Source organism: Parvibaculum sp. (assembly GCF_039973015.1).
Classification (GTDB): Bacteria; Pseudomonadota; Alphaproteobacteria; order Parvibaculales; family Parvibaculaceae; genus Parvibaculum.
In genome coordinates this window covers 39,899-54,877 of sequence record NZ_JBDWLT010000005.1, presented here as the reverse complement: position 1 = coordinate 54,877, position 14,979 = coordinate 39,899, and the positions used below count along the sequence as shown (strand labels likewise).

At 60.1% G+C, this 14,979-nt stretch carries 11 protein-coding genes; 2 read left to right on the top strand and 9 right to left on the bottom strand.

Translation table 11 applies throughout. The features are described from left to right. Positions 1-6: 6 nt before the first annotated feature. The 8 genes from ABJO61_RS03725 to folE form a co-directional block, all read right to left on the bottom strand. Positions 7-1,425, bottom strand: coding sequence for an MFS transporter (locus ABJO61_RS03725; protein WP_348322776.1), 1,419 nt, complete (start codon positions 1,423-1,425; stop codon positions 7-9). 221 nt (positions 1,426-1,646) lie between these two features. Beyond that, positions 1,647-2,297, bottom strand: coding sequence for an MBL fold metallo-hydrolase (locus ABJO61_RS03720; RefSeq protein WP_348322775.1), 651 nt, complete (start codon positions 2,295-2,297; stop codon positions 1,647-1,649). Between the two features lie 41 nt (positions 2,298-2,338). Next, positions 2,339-3,394, bottom strand: a complete 1,056-nt coding sequence (locus ABJO61_RS03715) for a glycoside hydrolase family 3 N-terminal domain-containing protein (RefSeq protein WP_348330652.1) — start codon at positions 3,392-3,394, stop codon at positions 2,339-2,341. Positions 3,395-3,471: 77 nt separating this feature from the next. After that, positions 3,472-7,284 carry a UDP-N-acetylmuramate--L-alanine ligase gene (gene murC, locus ABJO61_RS03710; RefSeq protein WP_348330649.1) on the bottom strand — a complete coding sequence of 1,271 codons (3,813 nt, stop codon included), beginning with the start codon at positions 7,282-7,284 and terminating at the stop codon, positions 3,472-3,474. After that, positions 7,284-7,919, bottom strand: coding sequence for a YdcF family protein (locus tag ABJO61_RS03705; protein ID WP_348322772.1), 636 nt, complete (start codon positions 7,917-7,919; stop codon positions 7,284-7,286). Before ABJO61_RS03705 ends, murC begins: the two co-directional genes overlap by 1 nt. Before the next feature lie 204 nt (positions 7,920-8,123). Further along, a complete protein-coding gene (locus tag ABJO61_RS03700; RefSeq protein ID WP_348322771.1) occupies positions 8,124-8,411 on the bottom strand; it encodes an amicyanin in 288 nt (95 codons plus the stop codon). Positions 8,412-8,458: 47 nt separating this feature from the next. Next, positions 8,459-8,980: a DUF4142 domain-containing protein gene (locus tag ABJO61_RS03695; RefSeq protein ID WP_348322770.1), complete on the bottom strand. Its 522-nt coding sequence runs from the start codon at positions 8,978-8,980 to the stop codon at positions 8,459-8,461. An 84-nt stretch (positions 8,981-9,064) separates the two neighbouring features. Beyond that, entirely contained in the window at positions 9,065-9,712 is a 648-nt protein-coding gene (gene folE / locus ABJO61_RS03690; protein WP_348322769.1) for a GTP cyclohydrolase I FolE, read from the bottom strand. A gap of 168 nt (positions 9,713-9,880) precedes the next feature. Here folE and ABJO61_RS03685 point away from each other — a divergent pair, with 168 nt between their 5' ends. Next, positions 9,881-10,594, top strand: coding sequence for an RNA polymerase sigma factor (locus ABJO61_RS03685; protein WP_348322768.1), 714 nt, complete (start codon positions 9,881-9,883; stop codon positions 10,592-10,594). A 2,529-nt stretch (positions 10,595-13,123) separates the two neighbouring features. Here the strand turns inward: ABJO61_RS03685 and ABJO61_RS03680 are convergent. Then, positions 13,124-13,468 (bottom strand): DUF6634 family protein, encoded by a 345-nt coding sequence (locus ABJO61_RS03680; protein WP_348322767.1) that lies wholly within the window; start codon positions 13,466-13,468, stop codon positions 13,124-13,126. A gap of 315 nt (positions 13,469-13,783) precedes the next feature. Here ABJO61_RS03680 and ABJO61_RS03675 point away from each other — a divergent pair, with 315 nt between their 5' ends. Further along, entirely contained in the window at positions 13,784-14,959 is a 1,176-nt protein-coding gene (locus ABJO61_RS03675) for an efflux RND transporter periplasmic adaptor subunit (protein ID WP_348322766.1), read from the top strand. Positions 14,960-14,979: the final 20 nt, after the last annotated feature.

Genomic DNA, 14,979 nt, shown 5'->3' with positions numbered 1-14,979 from the left:
GCACCCTCACTCGGCGGGCCGGTCGGCGATGCCGCTCGATGTGCCAACCTGCGTGACGGCAGCCGCCGCATCGCTCGCATCATGCGATGTGTGAACGCCGTCGCGCTCCTGGATTTTCTTTCGCAGGTCCAGCTGCGCTTCGCGGTCCAGCGGAAAGGTCCACATCACGGCCGCCGAAGCGAGCATGACAATGGCGGGCAGGGTGACATACATCGCCATGAAGAGATCGAGTGTCTCGGGCGTGTTCGTTCCCGCAGGCGTGAATTCGATCAGGTCAAGCAGCGGATAGGTAATACCGACGGCGAGTGCTGCGCCCACCTTCGCTGTCATGCTGAGCAGCGAGTAATAGAGGCCCGTCCGCCGTTGCCCGGTTTCGAGGTAATCTATGTCGATGACGTCGGCCATGATCGAACGCAGCAGGAAGGAGCCTGCGCCGTATGCGACGCCATAGAGCGAGTTGCCGACGAAGAGCCACCAGAATTCACCGCGCGGAAAGAACACCACCAGTGGCAGCGTCACCGCGCCATAGACCATGGCGATGGCGAGCGTCTTGTGTTTGCCCGCCCAGTGGCTCATGCGGATCCACGCCGGAATGCCGACGAACCCGGCGATGAAATAAACAAGGAGAAGAAGGCTCGCCGATTTCGGCAACTCCATCACATAGGACGCAAAGAAGATGTAGAGCGAACCAGTAATGGCGGGCGCAATGTTGACCAGAAGGTCCGCCACCAATACGCGTTGCAGGAGCCGGTTCTTGGCAATGATCGCCCAGGCGCGCTTCCAGGGAATCTGCTGATGCGCCTTGCTCGGAAATTCGGGCGTCAGCCACACAGCAAGTCCGATGGTGATCGGCAGCAGGATGATGATGAACCAGCCCATCGCGGCGATCTTCGCTGGTCCCGCCGCTGCGGCGTCCGACACCTGTTCGATGATCGCCGGTAGCGCCAGCACCGTGAACATACCGAAAATCAGCAGGAACTCGCGCACGCCCTGAATGGTCGAGCGTTCGTCATAATCTTCCGAAAGTTCCGCCCCCCACGACATGTGCGAGATCGTGATGAGCGTCCAGCCGATATAGAGAATGAACATCCACCCCGCGAGATACATCCACGTCACGGGCGGCGACGGCATGAACAGCATATAGGCAGCGCCGATCAGGATGGGTGCCGAGAGCACGATCCAGTGGCGTCGCCGTCCCCAGCGGCTCGGAAAACGGTCCGATACCATGCCGAGAACCGGGTCTGTAAACACATCCCAGAACCGCGCCAGCATGAACACCGTGCCGACGACCGAGAGGCTCAGCCCCATGTCGTGTCCGTAGAAGGGCGGCAGGTAGACCACGATCGGCAGGCCCAGCGCCGAGATCGGAATGGAGGGAAGCCCGAAGGCGCCGATTTGCAGACGTGTTACGCGACGTTGATTCACTCGTTTCCCCCAAACCAGAGACTTGGTCAATGGCGCTCTTTCGGCGGGCTTTAAGCCACGTCCGCGGCACCTTTATTGATTATTTGTCAGTGCGCTAAGGAAACCGATTGCGGCGCGATTGTCCATGAATTTCGCAGCGTCAGGCGGTGTTCTTCGTCATGCGAAATGCAATATCGGCCTGTCAGAGGGGGCCAGTCAGGGTGGCCAGCCAGGTTGGACTGTCAGGCGAAGTTCTCGTCCGCCACGAATGGGTTGGTTCGCCGCTCGACGCCGAACGTCGAGAGCGGTCCGTGTCCCGGAACGAAGGTCACATCGTCGCCAAGCGGCCATAGCCGTTCCCGGATCGAGGTCACGAGTGCATTATGGTCGCCGCGCGGGAAATCCGTTCGCCCCACCGAGCCCTGAAACAGCACATCGCCGACAATGGCGAGCCGCGAGGCCTCGTGGAAAAAGACGACATGTCCCGGCGTATGCCCCGGACAATGCCGCACATCGAGCGTCAGCCCGCCAAATTCCACAGTGTCGCCATCCTTCAGCCAGCGGTCCGGGCGGAATGCACCGACGGGCGGGAACCCGTATTTGGCGGCCTGGTCGGGCAGGGTCTCGATCAGGAAGAGATCGTCTTCATGCGGTCCCTCCACAGGCACACCCAGTTCCTTCGCGAGGTCGCCCGCCGCCGATGCGTGATCGAGATGGCCATGCGTCAGCAGCACCTTTTCGATGGTGACGCCCACTTCGGCCGCCGCCGCCTTGATCCGGTCGAGATCTCCGCCGGGGTCGCTCACCGCGCCGCGCATGGTCTCGTCGTTCCAGAGCAATGTGCAGTTCTGTTGAAACGGCGTTACGGGAAGAATAGCTGCCTTCAGTCCCATCGTCGAAAAGCCTCGCCTTTATGAATGTCGATGAATTGAACCTAGAACATTTTCTCGCGCAGGGCCCGCACCCTTTCCGCCGCTTCCATGACCCGTTCTTCTTTCAACTCGCCTCGGGCGATGGCCGATCGGACCCATCCCACGGCGCGTTGCGGCAGCAACGGGTCATAACCGAAGAGGTTTTTGATCATCAGAAGGTCGCTGCCTGCAGCGATTGCCTGCACGAAAGCCTCCCGCCGTCCCATGCTGCGGCTTAGCGCGCCCATGTCGAGATCGTCCGTCACGACCACACCTTGATAGCCGAGGCGCCCCCGCAACAAGCCGGTCACGATAGGCGCGGAGATGGTTGCAGGCCTGCCATCTGGAGATAACTGGCTGAGCCGGAGATGCCCTGTCATCACCATGGCTGGAGCATGGCAAGAGGAAAGTAGCTGAGTAAAAGGCTCCAGTTCGGCTTCCGTCCAGGTGGCGGAGATGTCGGCTGCTTCGTCATGGCTGTCATTCACTGCGCGGCCATGACCGGGAAAATGTTTGGCCGCGCACATGACGCCTGCGCTGCCGAAGCCCTCCACAAATGCTTGCGCATAGGAAGCGATGAGGCGGGGATCCTTGCCGTAGGCGCGTCCGTGGAAACCGATTGCCGGGTTGGTGGGATCATCGACATCCAGCACAGGCCCGAGATTGACATTGAATCCGAATGTGGCGAGATCGCGCCCGGCCTGTGCGTAAAGGGAACACGCCCCGGACGGCGACATCTTGGCGGCAACCTTGCGGGCCGCAGGTACGCGCGTGAAGCCATGCGCCTTCGTCAGCCGCTGCACGACCCCGCCTTCATGGTCAATCGCCAGCAGCGGCCTCGCCGTTCCGGCGCGAAACAGGCGAAGCAAACCAACCACATCTTCGGTTGTGCCGATATTTTCACTGACGAAGAAGACCGCGCCCACTTGTCCCCGGCGCACCTGCCGGGCCAGAAGGCGGGCTGAAGGCGATGCGGAAGTCGAACCGTGGAAGCCGACAAGCAGCAGATCTCCCACTGCTGCGGCCAGTTCGTCCCGCGGCCGAAACCAGCCGAGCCAGGCGCCCGGATAGGCGATCATGCCGGCGGCTATGCCGAGCCCGGCGCGCGCATACCGTCTCAACCGTCTGAGCCGTTGCAGGAATCTGCTGAAGGCTCTCACGCTTCGACGACGGAGCGGCCAAGCACCGCCTCCACTCGGCGCGTCAGATGATGGGCGAGGAACTGCACCGCCGGTTCGACACAGGCAGCGCCGTGAATGCCGGGGATGAGGTCGATGCTGACGCCGCCGGGCATGGCCGCCTCGTAGGGCGCAAGGCCTTGCCCGCCAGGCCGAAGCGGGTTGATGAAGCTGTCCTCGGCACAGATCAGCGCGACGCGCCCTTCATAGGGCTGCGGACGGCCAGCCTCGATCAGCACGAGCAGCGGCACAGGGCGGCCTTCCGCTACGAGCAGTTCCGCGATGCTTCTGGCGATGGCGCCTCCCTGGCAGACCCCGGCCAGAATAACGGGCCCGCGCGGCGAGAGAGCGGCAATCTCTTCCGCGTAGCGGCTGGCCAATTGGCGGATATCGCCCGGCCCGTTATCGATGACGAGGTGGCCCGAGCGCATTCCATGCACTCGGAAGGCAGGCGAGAGACGCGCCGCCAGCGCCTTGAACTCCTGTTCCATCTGACAGCACAGAAAAAGATCGAGCGGGGCGCCGGGCGAACCGAGGCTGGAGATCAGATGTTCAGGCGAGAGACGGGTACCTGGCCAGTGTCCGCAAAGATCGCGCATGCGCCGGTAAATCCGGCTCGCGGTGAAACCTTTTCCGCCATCGGCGGCGCCGTCGTGATGCCATAATAGTTCGTCGAGCTGAGTGGCCATCTGCGGCAACGCGCCGATCCGGCCAAAATAGCCCGGCGGCACGTTGACGCCGAAACGTTCCTCAACAAGCAGAATAAGCATCAGCGAAGCAAGCGAGTCTCCTCCGAGTGCAGAGAAGCGGTCAAGCCGCCCCACCGGCTTCGTGAGGCCGAGAGCTTCCTTCCACAAACGCGCAAGGCGCTTCTCGGTCTTGTTCAACGGAGGCCAGTATTCCGGCGCGCGCGTAATCGTGCGGCTGCCATGTTTGGCGATGAGCTTTTGACGGTCTTTCTTTCCGCTTGGCGTGAGCGGAATGTCGGGCACGAGCTGGATGCGGGACGGCAAGGCGCTTTCCGGCAGCCATTCGGAAAGCCGCTTTGAAAGGGCGGTGAGGTCCGGTGTGCTGTCGGAAGCGGCCTGCACAAAGCAAACGAGCGCAGGACGAGGTGCTTTGGTCAGGCAGACCGCGGCATCGGCAATACCTTCCTCGCGAAGCACGACCCGCTCGATCTCGTTCAACTCGATGCGGACCCCGTTTATCTTTACCTGTGTGTCGGCGCGCCCGATAAAACGCAAGATGCCGTCGCTCCCGCGCCGCACCATGTCGCCCGTGCGGTAGAGGCGTACGCGGCTGCGTCCGATGGTCGTCTGCACGAAGCGCCGGGCTGTTTCATCGGGCATGCCGATATATCCTGCCGATACTCCCGGCCCCGAAAGGCACAGCTCGCCCAGCTCGCCCGTGGCGACAGGCTGCATCGCCTCGTCCAGCACATGCGCCTCGACGTGATGAAGGTTGGTACCGATGGTAATTTCGCCGCCCGGTTCGCACAGGGCTGCGGTGGCATAGATGGTCGCTTCTGTCGGACCATAAGCGTTGAAGAAGCGTCGCCCCTGTCCCCAGTCCGCCACGAGTTTCGGCGGGCAAGGCTCGCCGGCGGCGATAATGCAGCGCAGTTGCGGGAGCGCGCGCGGACGCGCACTCGCGAGCAGGCTCGGCGTGATCGAGAGATGGGTCGTGCCAAGCTGCTCCAGGGTGTCCGCAAGTGGCTCACCGGCCAGCGGCCTTGCCCCGGCGGCGGCCAGCGCGCCACCGCCCGAAAGTGTGCTGCATATCTCGGCCAGCGACACGTCGAAACCGATCGACGTGTTGAGGAGCATCCGGTCCCCGGGGCGGATTTCGAAACGCTTCACCGTGTCGCGCAGCAGCGCCGCCAGCGCCATATGCGAGGTCTGGATTCCCTTCGGATACCCCGTCGACCCGGAGGTGAAGCATATATAGGCGCCTTGATCGCCACGCGGCGCCGGCGGAACAACGCCTCCGATCGCGCGTAATGCCGCAATAGAGAAAACGGGTATGCCGGCTGTTGCTCCCTCATCGGCAATCATGGCCGCAGCCCCCGCCTGCTTGAGCATATAGGTGCGTCGCGCCTCCGGCAGTGTCAGGTCGAGCGGAAGATACGTACACTGAGCTTTCATTACGCCAAGCAACGTAATGACAAGTTCCGCCCCAAGCGGCAAAGCAACGCCAATGACAGTACCGGTCATGCCTTTGGCCGCCAGACCGGCGGCAAGTTCATCGCTTTTTTGATCGAGTTCCGCGTAGGACAATGTTCCGTCGCGCCCGAGCAGCGCAGGCGCATCGGGTTGAGCGCGGACGCGAGCGCGAAACAGCGCGGCGAAGCTCTGCGGACGCCACGATTGTGCGATGCGTTGCCCCCAATGCTGCGGGGCGTGTGAAATGGCGGGCGAGGGTGCTTCTTCCAGAGCCTCTACCGGGCATGGAGGCGATGCGGCCAACCGTTGATGCAGCCGTTCCGCTGTCCCCGACATGCCGGGGCCGCCCATGACCACAAGAAAGTCGCCGTCGCGGAGATCGCCGCGAATATGAGCAACGAGGCTCTCGGCATCCTCGCGCTGAATGACGGCAATACCGCGCTCTCGCAGTCCCGAAGCAATCGCCGCGCTGCCGGCCGAGCGCGCGCTCTCGCCATCACCGTCCACATCGAGAAGCAACACCCGATCGGCGAGGGCGAGGCTCTCCGCAAATTCATTTTCCAGCCGCTGCACACGGGAATGCAGCAATGGCTGGAAGGCCGCCACGAGACGGCGTTCCGGCGCGTCGGCCCGGGCGGCACGCAATGTCGCGCTGATCTCCGCCGGGTGATGCGCATAGTCATCCACGATGCGAATGCCCGGCACTTCACCAAGCTCCTGCCACCGGCGGGCAGCACCCGTGAAGCGCGCAAGGCCACGCGCGATGGCTTCAGGCGCGACGCCCAGCAGGTCGCAAGCCGCAATAGCGGCCAGCGCATTGCGGCGCATATGGTCGCCGGGCTGACGCAGTGCGATAGGGGGGAACTGAACCCCGTTAACGAGCGGCGCGAAAGGGGCGGGCCAGGGGACCGCTGAAACGGCACAGCCGGAATCGAGGCCAAACCAGGTGACCTTGCTTTCCTGCAGCCCGAGGCGTGCTACGCCGGCGTCTTCGCCGGATGCAATGACGGAGCGCGCACGTCGGGCAAAGCTGGTGAAAGCCTCTTCCAGCGCCGTTTGCGAGGCGTAGTGATTGACATGCTCGTCATCCACATTGGTGATGATGGCGATGTGGGCGGTGAGGGCGTCGAGATTGCGGAAGGCCTCGCAGGCCTCGGCGACAAAGAGGCCGCCGTCGCCGGTGCGGGCCCGCTTGCCATCGAGACATGGCACATCGGCGCCAAGCGCAAAGCCGGGATCAAGGCCCGCCTCGTCCAGAATGCACGCAATCATCGCGCTCGTCGTACTCTTGCCGTGCGAGCCCGCGACCATGATGGCGCGACGGTCTTCCCGCAGGAGATTGAGGCATTCTGCGCGGCGCATGACGGGGATACCCCGGCTGTGTGCGCCTTCGAGTTCGACATTGCCGGGGGGAATGGCATCGCTCACCACCACCAGCTCCGCGCCGTCGAGCAAGGCCTCGTCGTGGCCCTGCGCGATCCGCGCGCCATCTCGCGCAAGCTCGTCAGTGATCGCCGTGCGCGCGCGGTCGCTGCCGCTCACCGTGCGACCGGAGGCCAGCAGATACTGCGCGATGCTCGCCATACCCGAGCCGCCAATGCCCACCAGATGAATCTTTGCCGGTAGCATCAGAAATCTCCGATATCGCCCTGCTGGGCATAGGTGCCGATAGCGATCAGTTCGCGCATGACAAAAGCGCGGCCCACATCGCTCCGCCACCAGGTCTCGGCGGGAAAGTCATCGGCTTCCTGCGTCGGCTGCATGACGAAGCGCAGATGCGCGGGCCAGTGATGCCGCGCCGTCATGAGCGCCCGGCGCGCATGGAAGGGTTTGGTGACCAGCGCAACGCTGCGGATGCGGTCCCAACCGATCTGCTTCTCTATGATGGGTGCAGAAAAAGCGAAGTTCTCGCGCGTATTGGTGGACTTGGTCTCCAGCATGATCGCGGCCTCGGGCACGCCGCGCTTCACCGCATAATCGCGAAAGAGGATCGCTTCCGGTACCTTTTGCGGGGCAGGGCCATGGCCCGCCACCATGATCAGGGGCGCGAGGCCGCGTTCATGAAGCGCAATCGCCGGATCCATGTTTGTCGGCGTCGGGCATCCGAGCACGAAGCAGAGATCGACACGCTCCGGTGCGTCCTCGATGAAGAGAAGTCGCGTAATGGCATCTCGCGATTCGAAGGGAGAGGCTGATGCGGAGGGGCGCTGCTTTTCGGATTTTCTGGGCCAAAAGCGTATGAGTCGCTTGTATAACTGGCTCATCCGCACACGCTGACATCCCTTGTTACGCGCACCCATTATAGGCTGGCCGCGACAATATCGAAACCTTTGAAAACAATACCGAAAATTTGGCAAAGCCGGTCGTGGGATTTCGCCCATTCCGGGGCAATGGAATGGAAGACGGCAGGGGCGCTGATCGCCGGAAATATCCGCCCGGAGGGTTTTCCTCCGGGCGAAAGGTGCTTTTTACGGTGTAATCACAAGGGTCATGATCATGCCGGGGTGGTAGCGGCAATAGACGTCCACCGTACCTGTATTTTTGACGATCATGCTGTCCTGCGATTTGCGCGGAAGGTCGATGTCGAACGATCCGTCGCGCGCGGTCGCGCTATGCTTCACGAGATCGGCATTCTTCCAGATGATCGTGTCTCCGGCATGAATCCCGGCTGGCGCGGCACCGAACTTCATCTTGTCGATTTCGATCACGTGAAGCTGCGCTTCGGCGCGCACGGTGAAGACGGGAGTGAAAGACATTCCCGCCAATAGCGCCAGAATCGTGCGACGAGATATGAGAGACATGGTCATTTCATCTCGTGAAGAAGATGCTCGGCATGGGTCTGGTGCTCCTGAAACAGAGCAAGTCCCGTCTCAAGCAGCGATTTCAGCTCGCTGTTCTGCGCATTGGGAATGAGCACGCTCTTGAGCGCCTCGTTCACGGCCTGATGATAGGCGACTTCGTTCTCGACATAGGCCCGGTCAAACTCATCGCCCGAGAGCGAACGCAGACGGTTTTCGGCTTCAACGGCCTGACCGGCGAGCGAAGAGCTGACCGCATTCTCCTCCGGCGTGACGTTCAGACGGGTGACGAGCGCGAGCGCCTCCTCGTTGACGGCGCTGTGATCGCTTTCCATCAGTTCGGCGAAAGAGCGCACTTTCGGGTCTTCGGTTTTCTCCAGCGCAAGTTTCGCGGCGGTCACATCGATTTGTCCGGCGGTATAGGCGATATGAGCAATCTGGGCGTCATTAAGCTGCGGCGCTTCCTGCGCCAGCGAAATTGTGCTCACAAGTGAAAAGATGAAGGCAATTGCCGTGTGTTTAAGCATGGTTCGTCTCCCGATGAATATTGCCCGGTTGCGGGCATATTCATTTGATGGGGTATGGCGGAAAAGGTTCCCTGCCGGGTTTCGTCAGACACCAAGGGCTTTCAATACCTCGCGGCGGGCGATTTCATTTTTATAGGCCCCCCTGAACGATCGGGTGACAAGCGATCCATCATGCTTTCGTACCCCGCGAGAGGTCATGCATGCATGATCGGCTTCGATGACTACCGCTACGCCGCGAGGCTTGAGCACCTTGTCTATCGTGCCCGCAATTTCCGCGGTCAGACGTTCCTGGATCTGGAGGCGCCGCGCATAGGCATCGACCAGACGGGCGAGTTTCGAGATGCCGACAACACGCTCCCTGGGCAGGTAGGCGACATGCGCAACGCCGCGAATGGGTGCCATGTGATGTTCGCACGTGGATTCAAAAGGAATGTCGCGCAACACGATCATTTCGTCGTAGTCGGCGACCTCGCCAAACGTACGCTGGAGAATGGCGTCCGGCATCTGTGCATAGCCGGAAAACCATTCCTCATAGGCGCGCACGACACGTGCAGGCGTGTCGGCAAGGCCTTCGCGGGACGGATCGTCTCCGGCCCAGTCGATCAGCGTGCGCACGGCGGCTTCGGCTTCTTCACGGCTGGCGCGGCCAAGCCGCGTTGAGCTGTTGCATTTGCGGCCGGCGGATTCGAGGGCAGGGGTGTCGTCCGTTGACGGAAGAGGGCGCAAGGGCATGTCTTTTCTCACTATAGAGAATGGGAATGCCCATTTGACGAAGAAGAGCCGGCAAGGTTCCCGAAGTCCCTTTCGGGCCGGAATGCACTAATGAGCGCATAAAAGAGATGTTTTCCGGGAACCTGTGCGGTCTTTTTTCATCTAATCTTTATTTGGGAGGATCACGCCATGCCGGTTGCCCGAACGAAAGCTGTACCTGCTTATAGCGACATGGAAGAAGCTCAGCTTGTCATCCATGCGCGCCGGGGCGAGAGCGGCGCTTTTGGCGCGATCATGCAGCGCTACAATCAATCCTTGTTCCGGGTCGCGCGCGCAATAATGTCGGACGATTCAGAAGCCGAAGATGTCGTGCAGGAAAGCTATTTCAAGGCGTTCAAGGCCCTCGCGACTTTTCGCGGCGACTCGACTCTCCTGACCTGGCTCACGCGAATTACAATCAATGAATCACGGGGGCGTTTGAGAAGCCGGAGGAAGACGGTGGATCTCGCCGAAGTTGAAACTGCACAGAAGGATGGTTCGCTGGTCATTCCGTTTCGGGGAGCGCATGTGATGGAAAATCCCGAAGCCGAGGTCGCCCGTACGCAGATACGCGGCCTCATGGAAAATGCGGTGGACGAGTTGCCCGAGCCGTTTCGCCTCGTTTTTGTCCTCCGGGAAATTCAGGGCTATTCCGTTGACGAGACGGCAGCGTCATTGGGGATCAAGGCCGAGACGGTCAAAACCCGCCTGTACCGGGCTCGTCGCCAGTTGCGTATCCAGCTAAGCGAAGTTTTCAGTTCCTCCATCCAGGACGCATTTCCTTTCCTCGGACAACGCTGCGAGAGGATCAACCAGACGGTTCTCGCAAGGCTGTCGGAGCACAGACTGCTCATCGACGGCTGATAAAATAAAGAAGCGCTCTGTGCGTTGCCTCAAAAGCAATGGGCCGGCGGAATCCATCTGCCGTCAGCCCGGCGCGAGAAAATCAGCGAGCCTCCCGCGGCTGGCCCCGCGCCTGCTGCGAGAAAATCGGCTACAGTCACAGTCACAACTCGGCATTGCCGATTGCGTCCCTCAAGACCCGGTGGGCCGACCGGAGACGCCAAGCGATGTGCTGCGGCGCTCGCTTAAATGCACGAAATGCGGGACAAAAGGGGCGAGAATTCATCGCCCCAGCATTGTCATGAAAGATTGGGAGCCATTTCCGGTCGATGAACTGTCCTAGAGCGCAATAAAGGGGAGCGGAGGGGATGGGCATATTGAGATTTGTAGCGTTGGCGATAGTGGCGGGGACGCTTGCGGGGTGTGACGATGGCCCCGAAATTCGTCGGAACTTTGCCCAATGCCAAATCGAAGAGCGCGGTACGCAGGGCTTGTCGAGTTACGACCGGGCTTTGCGGATTTGCATGCAGTCGAGAGGTTTTGTTCTCGACCTAAACAACGAAAACGCTCTGGGATATCCGTGTCGGCTGATTGAATTTTCCGCCATGGAGCCAAGGTGTTTTCGACGCGATTCTTGGCTATCCGGTGTTCTCGCCAAGGCCAATCAGCCTCGCTCCTAAACCCTCCGCGCGGGCGATATCGCGCGCGCTATCGAGGCGCTGGCGCAACTCACGCTCGTTTTTATCTCGGGTTCGGGCTTCGTCGGCGCTTCGCCTGAGCCGTCGCGCCTCGCGTTCAAGGGCGTCGGCGGCGGCATCCAGCGAGTCCGCAAACGCAGAATGGGTGCGCGGAGGCATCTCGACTTTGATTTTTTTGTATTTTACAGGCTGTAACCGGGGTGAGGGAGCCCAAGTAACCGGCAAGTAGTTTCTAAGCTCTTGTAGGATCGCACAGGAAGCGAATCCGGTGAGCGGCTAACAGACTGATTTTATTGAAGGGCGACGCGCACAGAAAAAGAATCAATTCGCGGGGGAAATGAATCACCCGACTCTCGGCTGCGCAGAAACCGAATCTTCCACCTGCTCCTAGTAGTTCTAGGAACTGATACCTTTTTAAAATTACAGCAAAAAGCCGACGGTTGGCCAGCCGGGTTAATCCCAGGTGCTCAACGTTGACAGATATTTGGAAAATTGCTGATGGACTATCGCTGCCGATTTGCAGCGTTCGGTCTGTTCGTCAAGGACCATATGCGGCAGGTCGCGACAAGGGCCCTGGTTCTTCCACTCTACATGTGGAACGAAACGGTCATATTGATGATTGAAAGCAGCACTAGTTGGAGGTCATCCAAAAAAGCAGATCGACCTTGAAGTCGATGAAGTGCTTAGTTGTAAGGTTCCGAACATTAAAAATTGATCTTGTAGAGACTGTTAAGCAAGAGCGGTTTCCACGAGTGCGCCGCTCTCCCTGTTTGGCGCAGTCCTTACCGTCTCTTGATTCTGTGCGCTCCCGTTTTGCGGTAGGCGTCAGTAGTTTTTGCGCATCAGAAAGGTGCTCGGCGGGAGCAGCAAAGCGTGATGTAGATAGACGGCGAAAACCTCCTCCAAAAGCCATTGTGATATATACGGTTGAACCTCGACCGCAATTGAGTCAACGAGTTCTGCAAGAGAACAGGTGCCTCATATTGATGCCGCAAACGGGAACCTTGCCGAGGTGTAGCCCGAATATTCGGAGATTCAACAAATCGAAAGCTCGCGCTCGTTCGTGACGATTGCGTTTGATTAGCGAGGGCCGGGAGCCGTATTCCTTGGCAGAAATTCAGTACCCCGAATAGCCAAGGCTGTAAGAACATCTTCTTCGCACGGTGGAGTAGAACGATAATGAGCCGCGAGCTATTGAAGCTGTTTACCGCTTGCAGAAAAACGTGCCCGTGATGAGCGGAGATTTTCAGGAGCGGAGACTGAAAGACAGTCTCGATATTGAGTGCATTGTGCATAGCGACTTTCCGTGCAAAAGGGCTGGACTGACAAGTTTGCTTTGATCGCGAAATTGGCCCGAAGACGCGAGAAACAAAAACACCGAGTTGTTGCGTACGAGGCGGATGTGAGCCCTGACACTATGAATTCAATGGGTGGCCCACTTTTCGAAATCATGGTACGAATTTAGTCGGCGCGCCTCGTCGACTTCTTGAGTGTGGATTCCCCATCGGCTGGTGCGATATTGCTGTCAATCGGCGGGACGATGTCACAACTGGAAAGCCGCCGAGGCAAGCGCAGTGGCGGGCGACGACCCAAATAGACTGCCTGGATGGAAAGATGCCTGCTTGTAGTTAGGGCTCGCTTAGTTTGTCGCTGCAATCGAGGGCGGCACACCAAGGCGCCAGACCGCTCAACGAGATATCGCCTGCGACTTGACGGGTTAGCCTCGTGCCAGGATGTTGGAAACATTCGGGATACAGCTTGTGTTGAAGCAGGCCCGCATCCGTATCGATCTGGTGGTGAGCAGAACCGGAGCTGCCCGATGTTCTTAGGGAATGACTGGTAGACTCCGTAATCATGTGAACCATCGGGCGATTTGGTGGGACGGTGAGCCGAGACGGTAGAAGCGAGAGAGTGTTCGCGCCCAGCCGAGATCGGGTGCGAATACACAGAGATCCGACGTCACGGCGTTTGTTTTTCCGAGAAGAGGATGACCCGATATCTCTCCGGCAAGAGAGGTCACGCCGCGCTGAACGAAAATGTAGTTGTCGATAAAGGGAGCGTTTTCGAGTTCATCGAATGATGGCAGAGCGCCGACTTTCAGCCACTCGAGATCGATACAGAGCGCCTTTAACCGAGTCAGCTCTTCATGCAGGTATTCAGGCCGATGAATGCCTTCTCTTCCAACATAGATAACCATGTTCGGTCCTCCTTCCCATTGTCGGAAGCAGGCTATTAGCCAGAAAAGAACATAAAAAGAACAAAGATGCGGGCGATATCCCGAGTCTCACGAGGTTATCCACGGTGCTGTTGGTTCTGGACGTTACCTGCGGAAGGGCGCGATCTGGATGACGGGGGCTTCCCGTATCGCGGAAAGGCAGTTGACTATAATGTAGTGTAATATACATTACATAAATTCCGTCCCGGGCATAGCTCCCCGCTATGTGCGCGCACCCCCTTCCTCCTCTGCGCAACCGGGACGGTTACATCTCGTGATGTACCGACAGGAGCCAAGATGCGTAGCGGAGTGGTTGTGAAGTTCGCGGCTTACCTTGTGGCGGCGGCAATACTGGCGGGTTGCGACAGCAGCGAGGAAGAGGCGGGTCCACCGGCGCCGGAAGTCAGCGTCGTGACCATCAAGCCGGAACGGCTCGAACTGACGACGGAGCTTTCAGGCCGGACATCAGCGTTCCGCGCCTCCGAAATCCGGCCGCAGGTGAACGGGATCGTGCTGAAGCGCCTCTTCGAAGAGGGCAGCAAGGTCGAGGAAGGGCAGCAGCTTTACCAGATCGACCCGGCGCTCTATCAGGCGACATTCGATTCCGCCAAGGCAGCGCTCGCCAAGGCGCAAGCCAATGAAAAGACGGCCCGGGCGCGCGCGGCTCGCTACAAGGAACTTGTCGCCGTGAATGCGGTGAGCAAGCAGGACTATGACGATGTCGTCGCAACGCTCGCCCAAAGCACCGCGGATGTGGCCTCGGCTAAGGCCAATCTCGACACGGCGGCCACGAATCTCGCCTATACGAAAGTCTTCTCCCCCATCTCCGGCATCATCAGCCGTTCGTCCGTTACAGAGGGCGCGCTTGTAACCGCCAATCAGGCGACTGAACTTGCGACGGTGACGCAGCTCGATCCGATTTACGTCGATCTGACGCAAACGGCGGCGGACATGCTGCGAATGAAGCGCGCAATGGAAGACGGCCGCGTTCAGGGCATCAAGGACGGCAAAGCGCCGGTGACGCTGAAGCTCGACGGTAGCGACGAGCAGTATGGCGGCACAGGCGAACTGCAGTTTTCCGGCGTGACCGTCGCGCCCGATACCGGCATGGTCCAGCTTCGCGCGATTTTCCCCAATCCCAATGCCGAGCTTCTGCCGGGACTCTTTGTCCGGGCGGTGGTGCAGCAGGGCGAGTTGGATGATGCCATCCTTGTTCCCCAGCAGGGGGTGGTCCGCACGGCGGATGGAAGCGCCCAGGTATGGCTTGTCGGCGAAGAAGGCAAGGTCGAGCAGAGACCAGTGTCCGCGCCCTACGCAATTGGCGACAAATGGCTGGTAACCGATGGCCTCAAGGCCGGAGACCGTGTCGTGGTGCAGGGGCTGCAGAAGTTGCGGCCCGGCGGACAGGTGACGGCGGTCGAGGCAGGTGAGCAGCCGGAGCAGCAACCGGCTTCCTCGCCGCAGCGCGACTAGTCCTGACGGCGTCACCAGAC

Bases quoted from the DNA above. Each gene is read 5' to 3' on its own strand.
- ABJO61_RS03720 (WP_348322775.1), bottom strand. From the start codon at position 2,297: ATGGGACTGAAGGCAGCTATTCTTCCCGTAACGCCGTTTCAACAGAAC.
- ABJO61_RS03715 (WP_348330652.1), bottom strand. From the start codon at position 3,394: ATGATCGCCTATCCGGGCGCCTGGCTCGGCTGGTTTCGGCCGCGGGAC.
- murC (WP_348330649.1), bottom strand. From the start codon at position 7,284: ATGCTACCGGCAAAGATTCATCTGGTGGGCATTGGCGGCTCGGGTATG.
- ABJO61_RS03705 (WP_348322772.1), bottom strand. From the start codon at position 7,919: ATGAGCCAGTTATACAAGCGACTCATACGCTTTTGGCCCAGAAAATCC.
- ABJO61_RS03700 (WP_348322771.1), bottom strand. From the start codon at position 8,411: ATGTCTTTCACTCCCGTCTTCACCGTGCGCGCCGAAGCGCAGCTTCAC.
- ABJO61_RS03695 (WP_348322770.1), bottom strand. From the start codon at position 8,980: ATGCTTAAACACACGGCAATTGCCTTCATCTTTTCACTTGTGAGCACA.
- folE (WP_348322769.1), bottom strand. From the start codon at position 9,712: ATGCCCTTGCGCCCTCTTCCGTCAACGGACGACACCCCTGCCCTCGAA.
- ABJO61_RS03685 (WP_348322768.1), top strand. From the start codon at position 9,881: ATGCCGGTTGCCCGAACGAAAGCTGTACCTGCTTATAGCGACATGGAA.
- ABJO61_RS03680 (WP_348322767.1), bottom strand. From the start codon at position 13,468: ATGGTTATCTATGTTGGAAGAGAAGGCATTCATCGGCCTGAATACCTG.
- ABJO61_RS03675 (WP_348322766.1), top strand. From the start codon at position 13,784: ATGCGTAGCGGAGTGGTTGTGAAGTTCGCGGCTTACCTTGTGGCGGCG.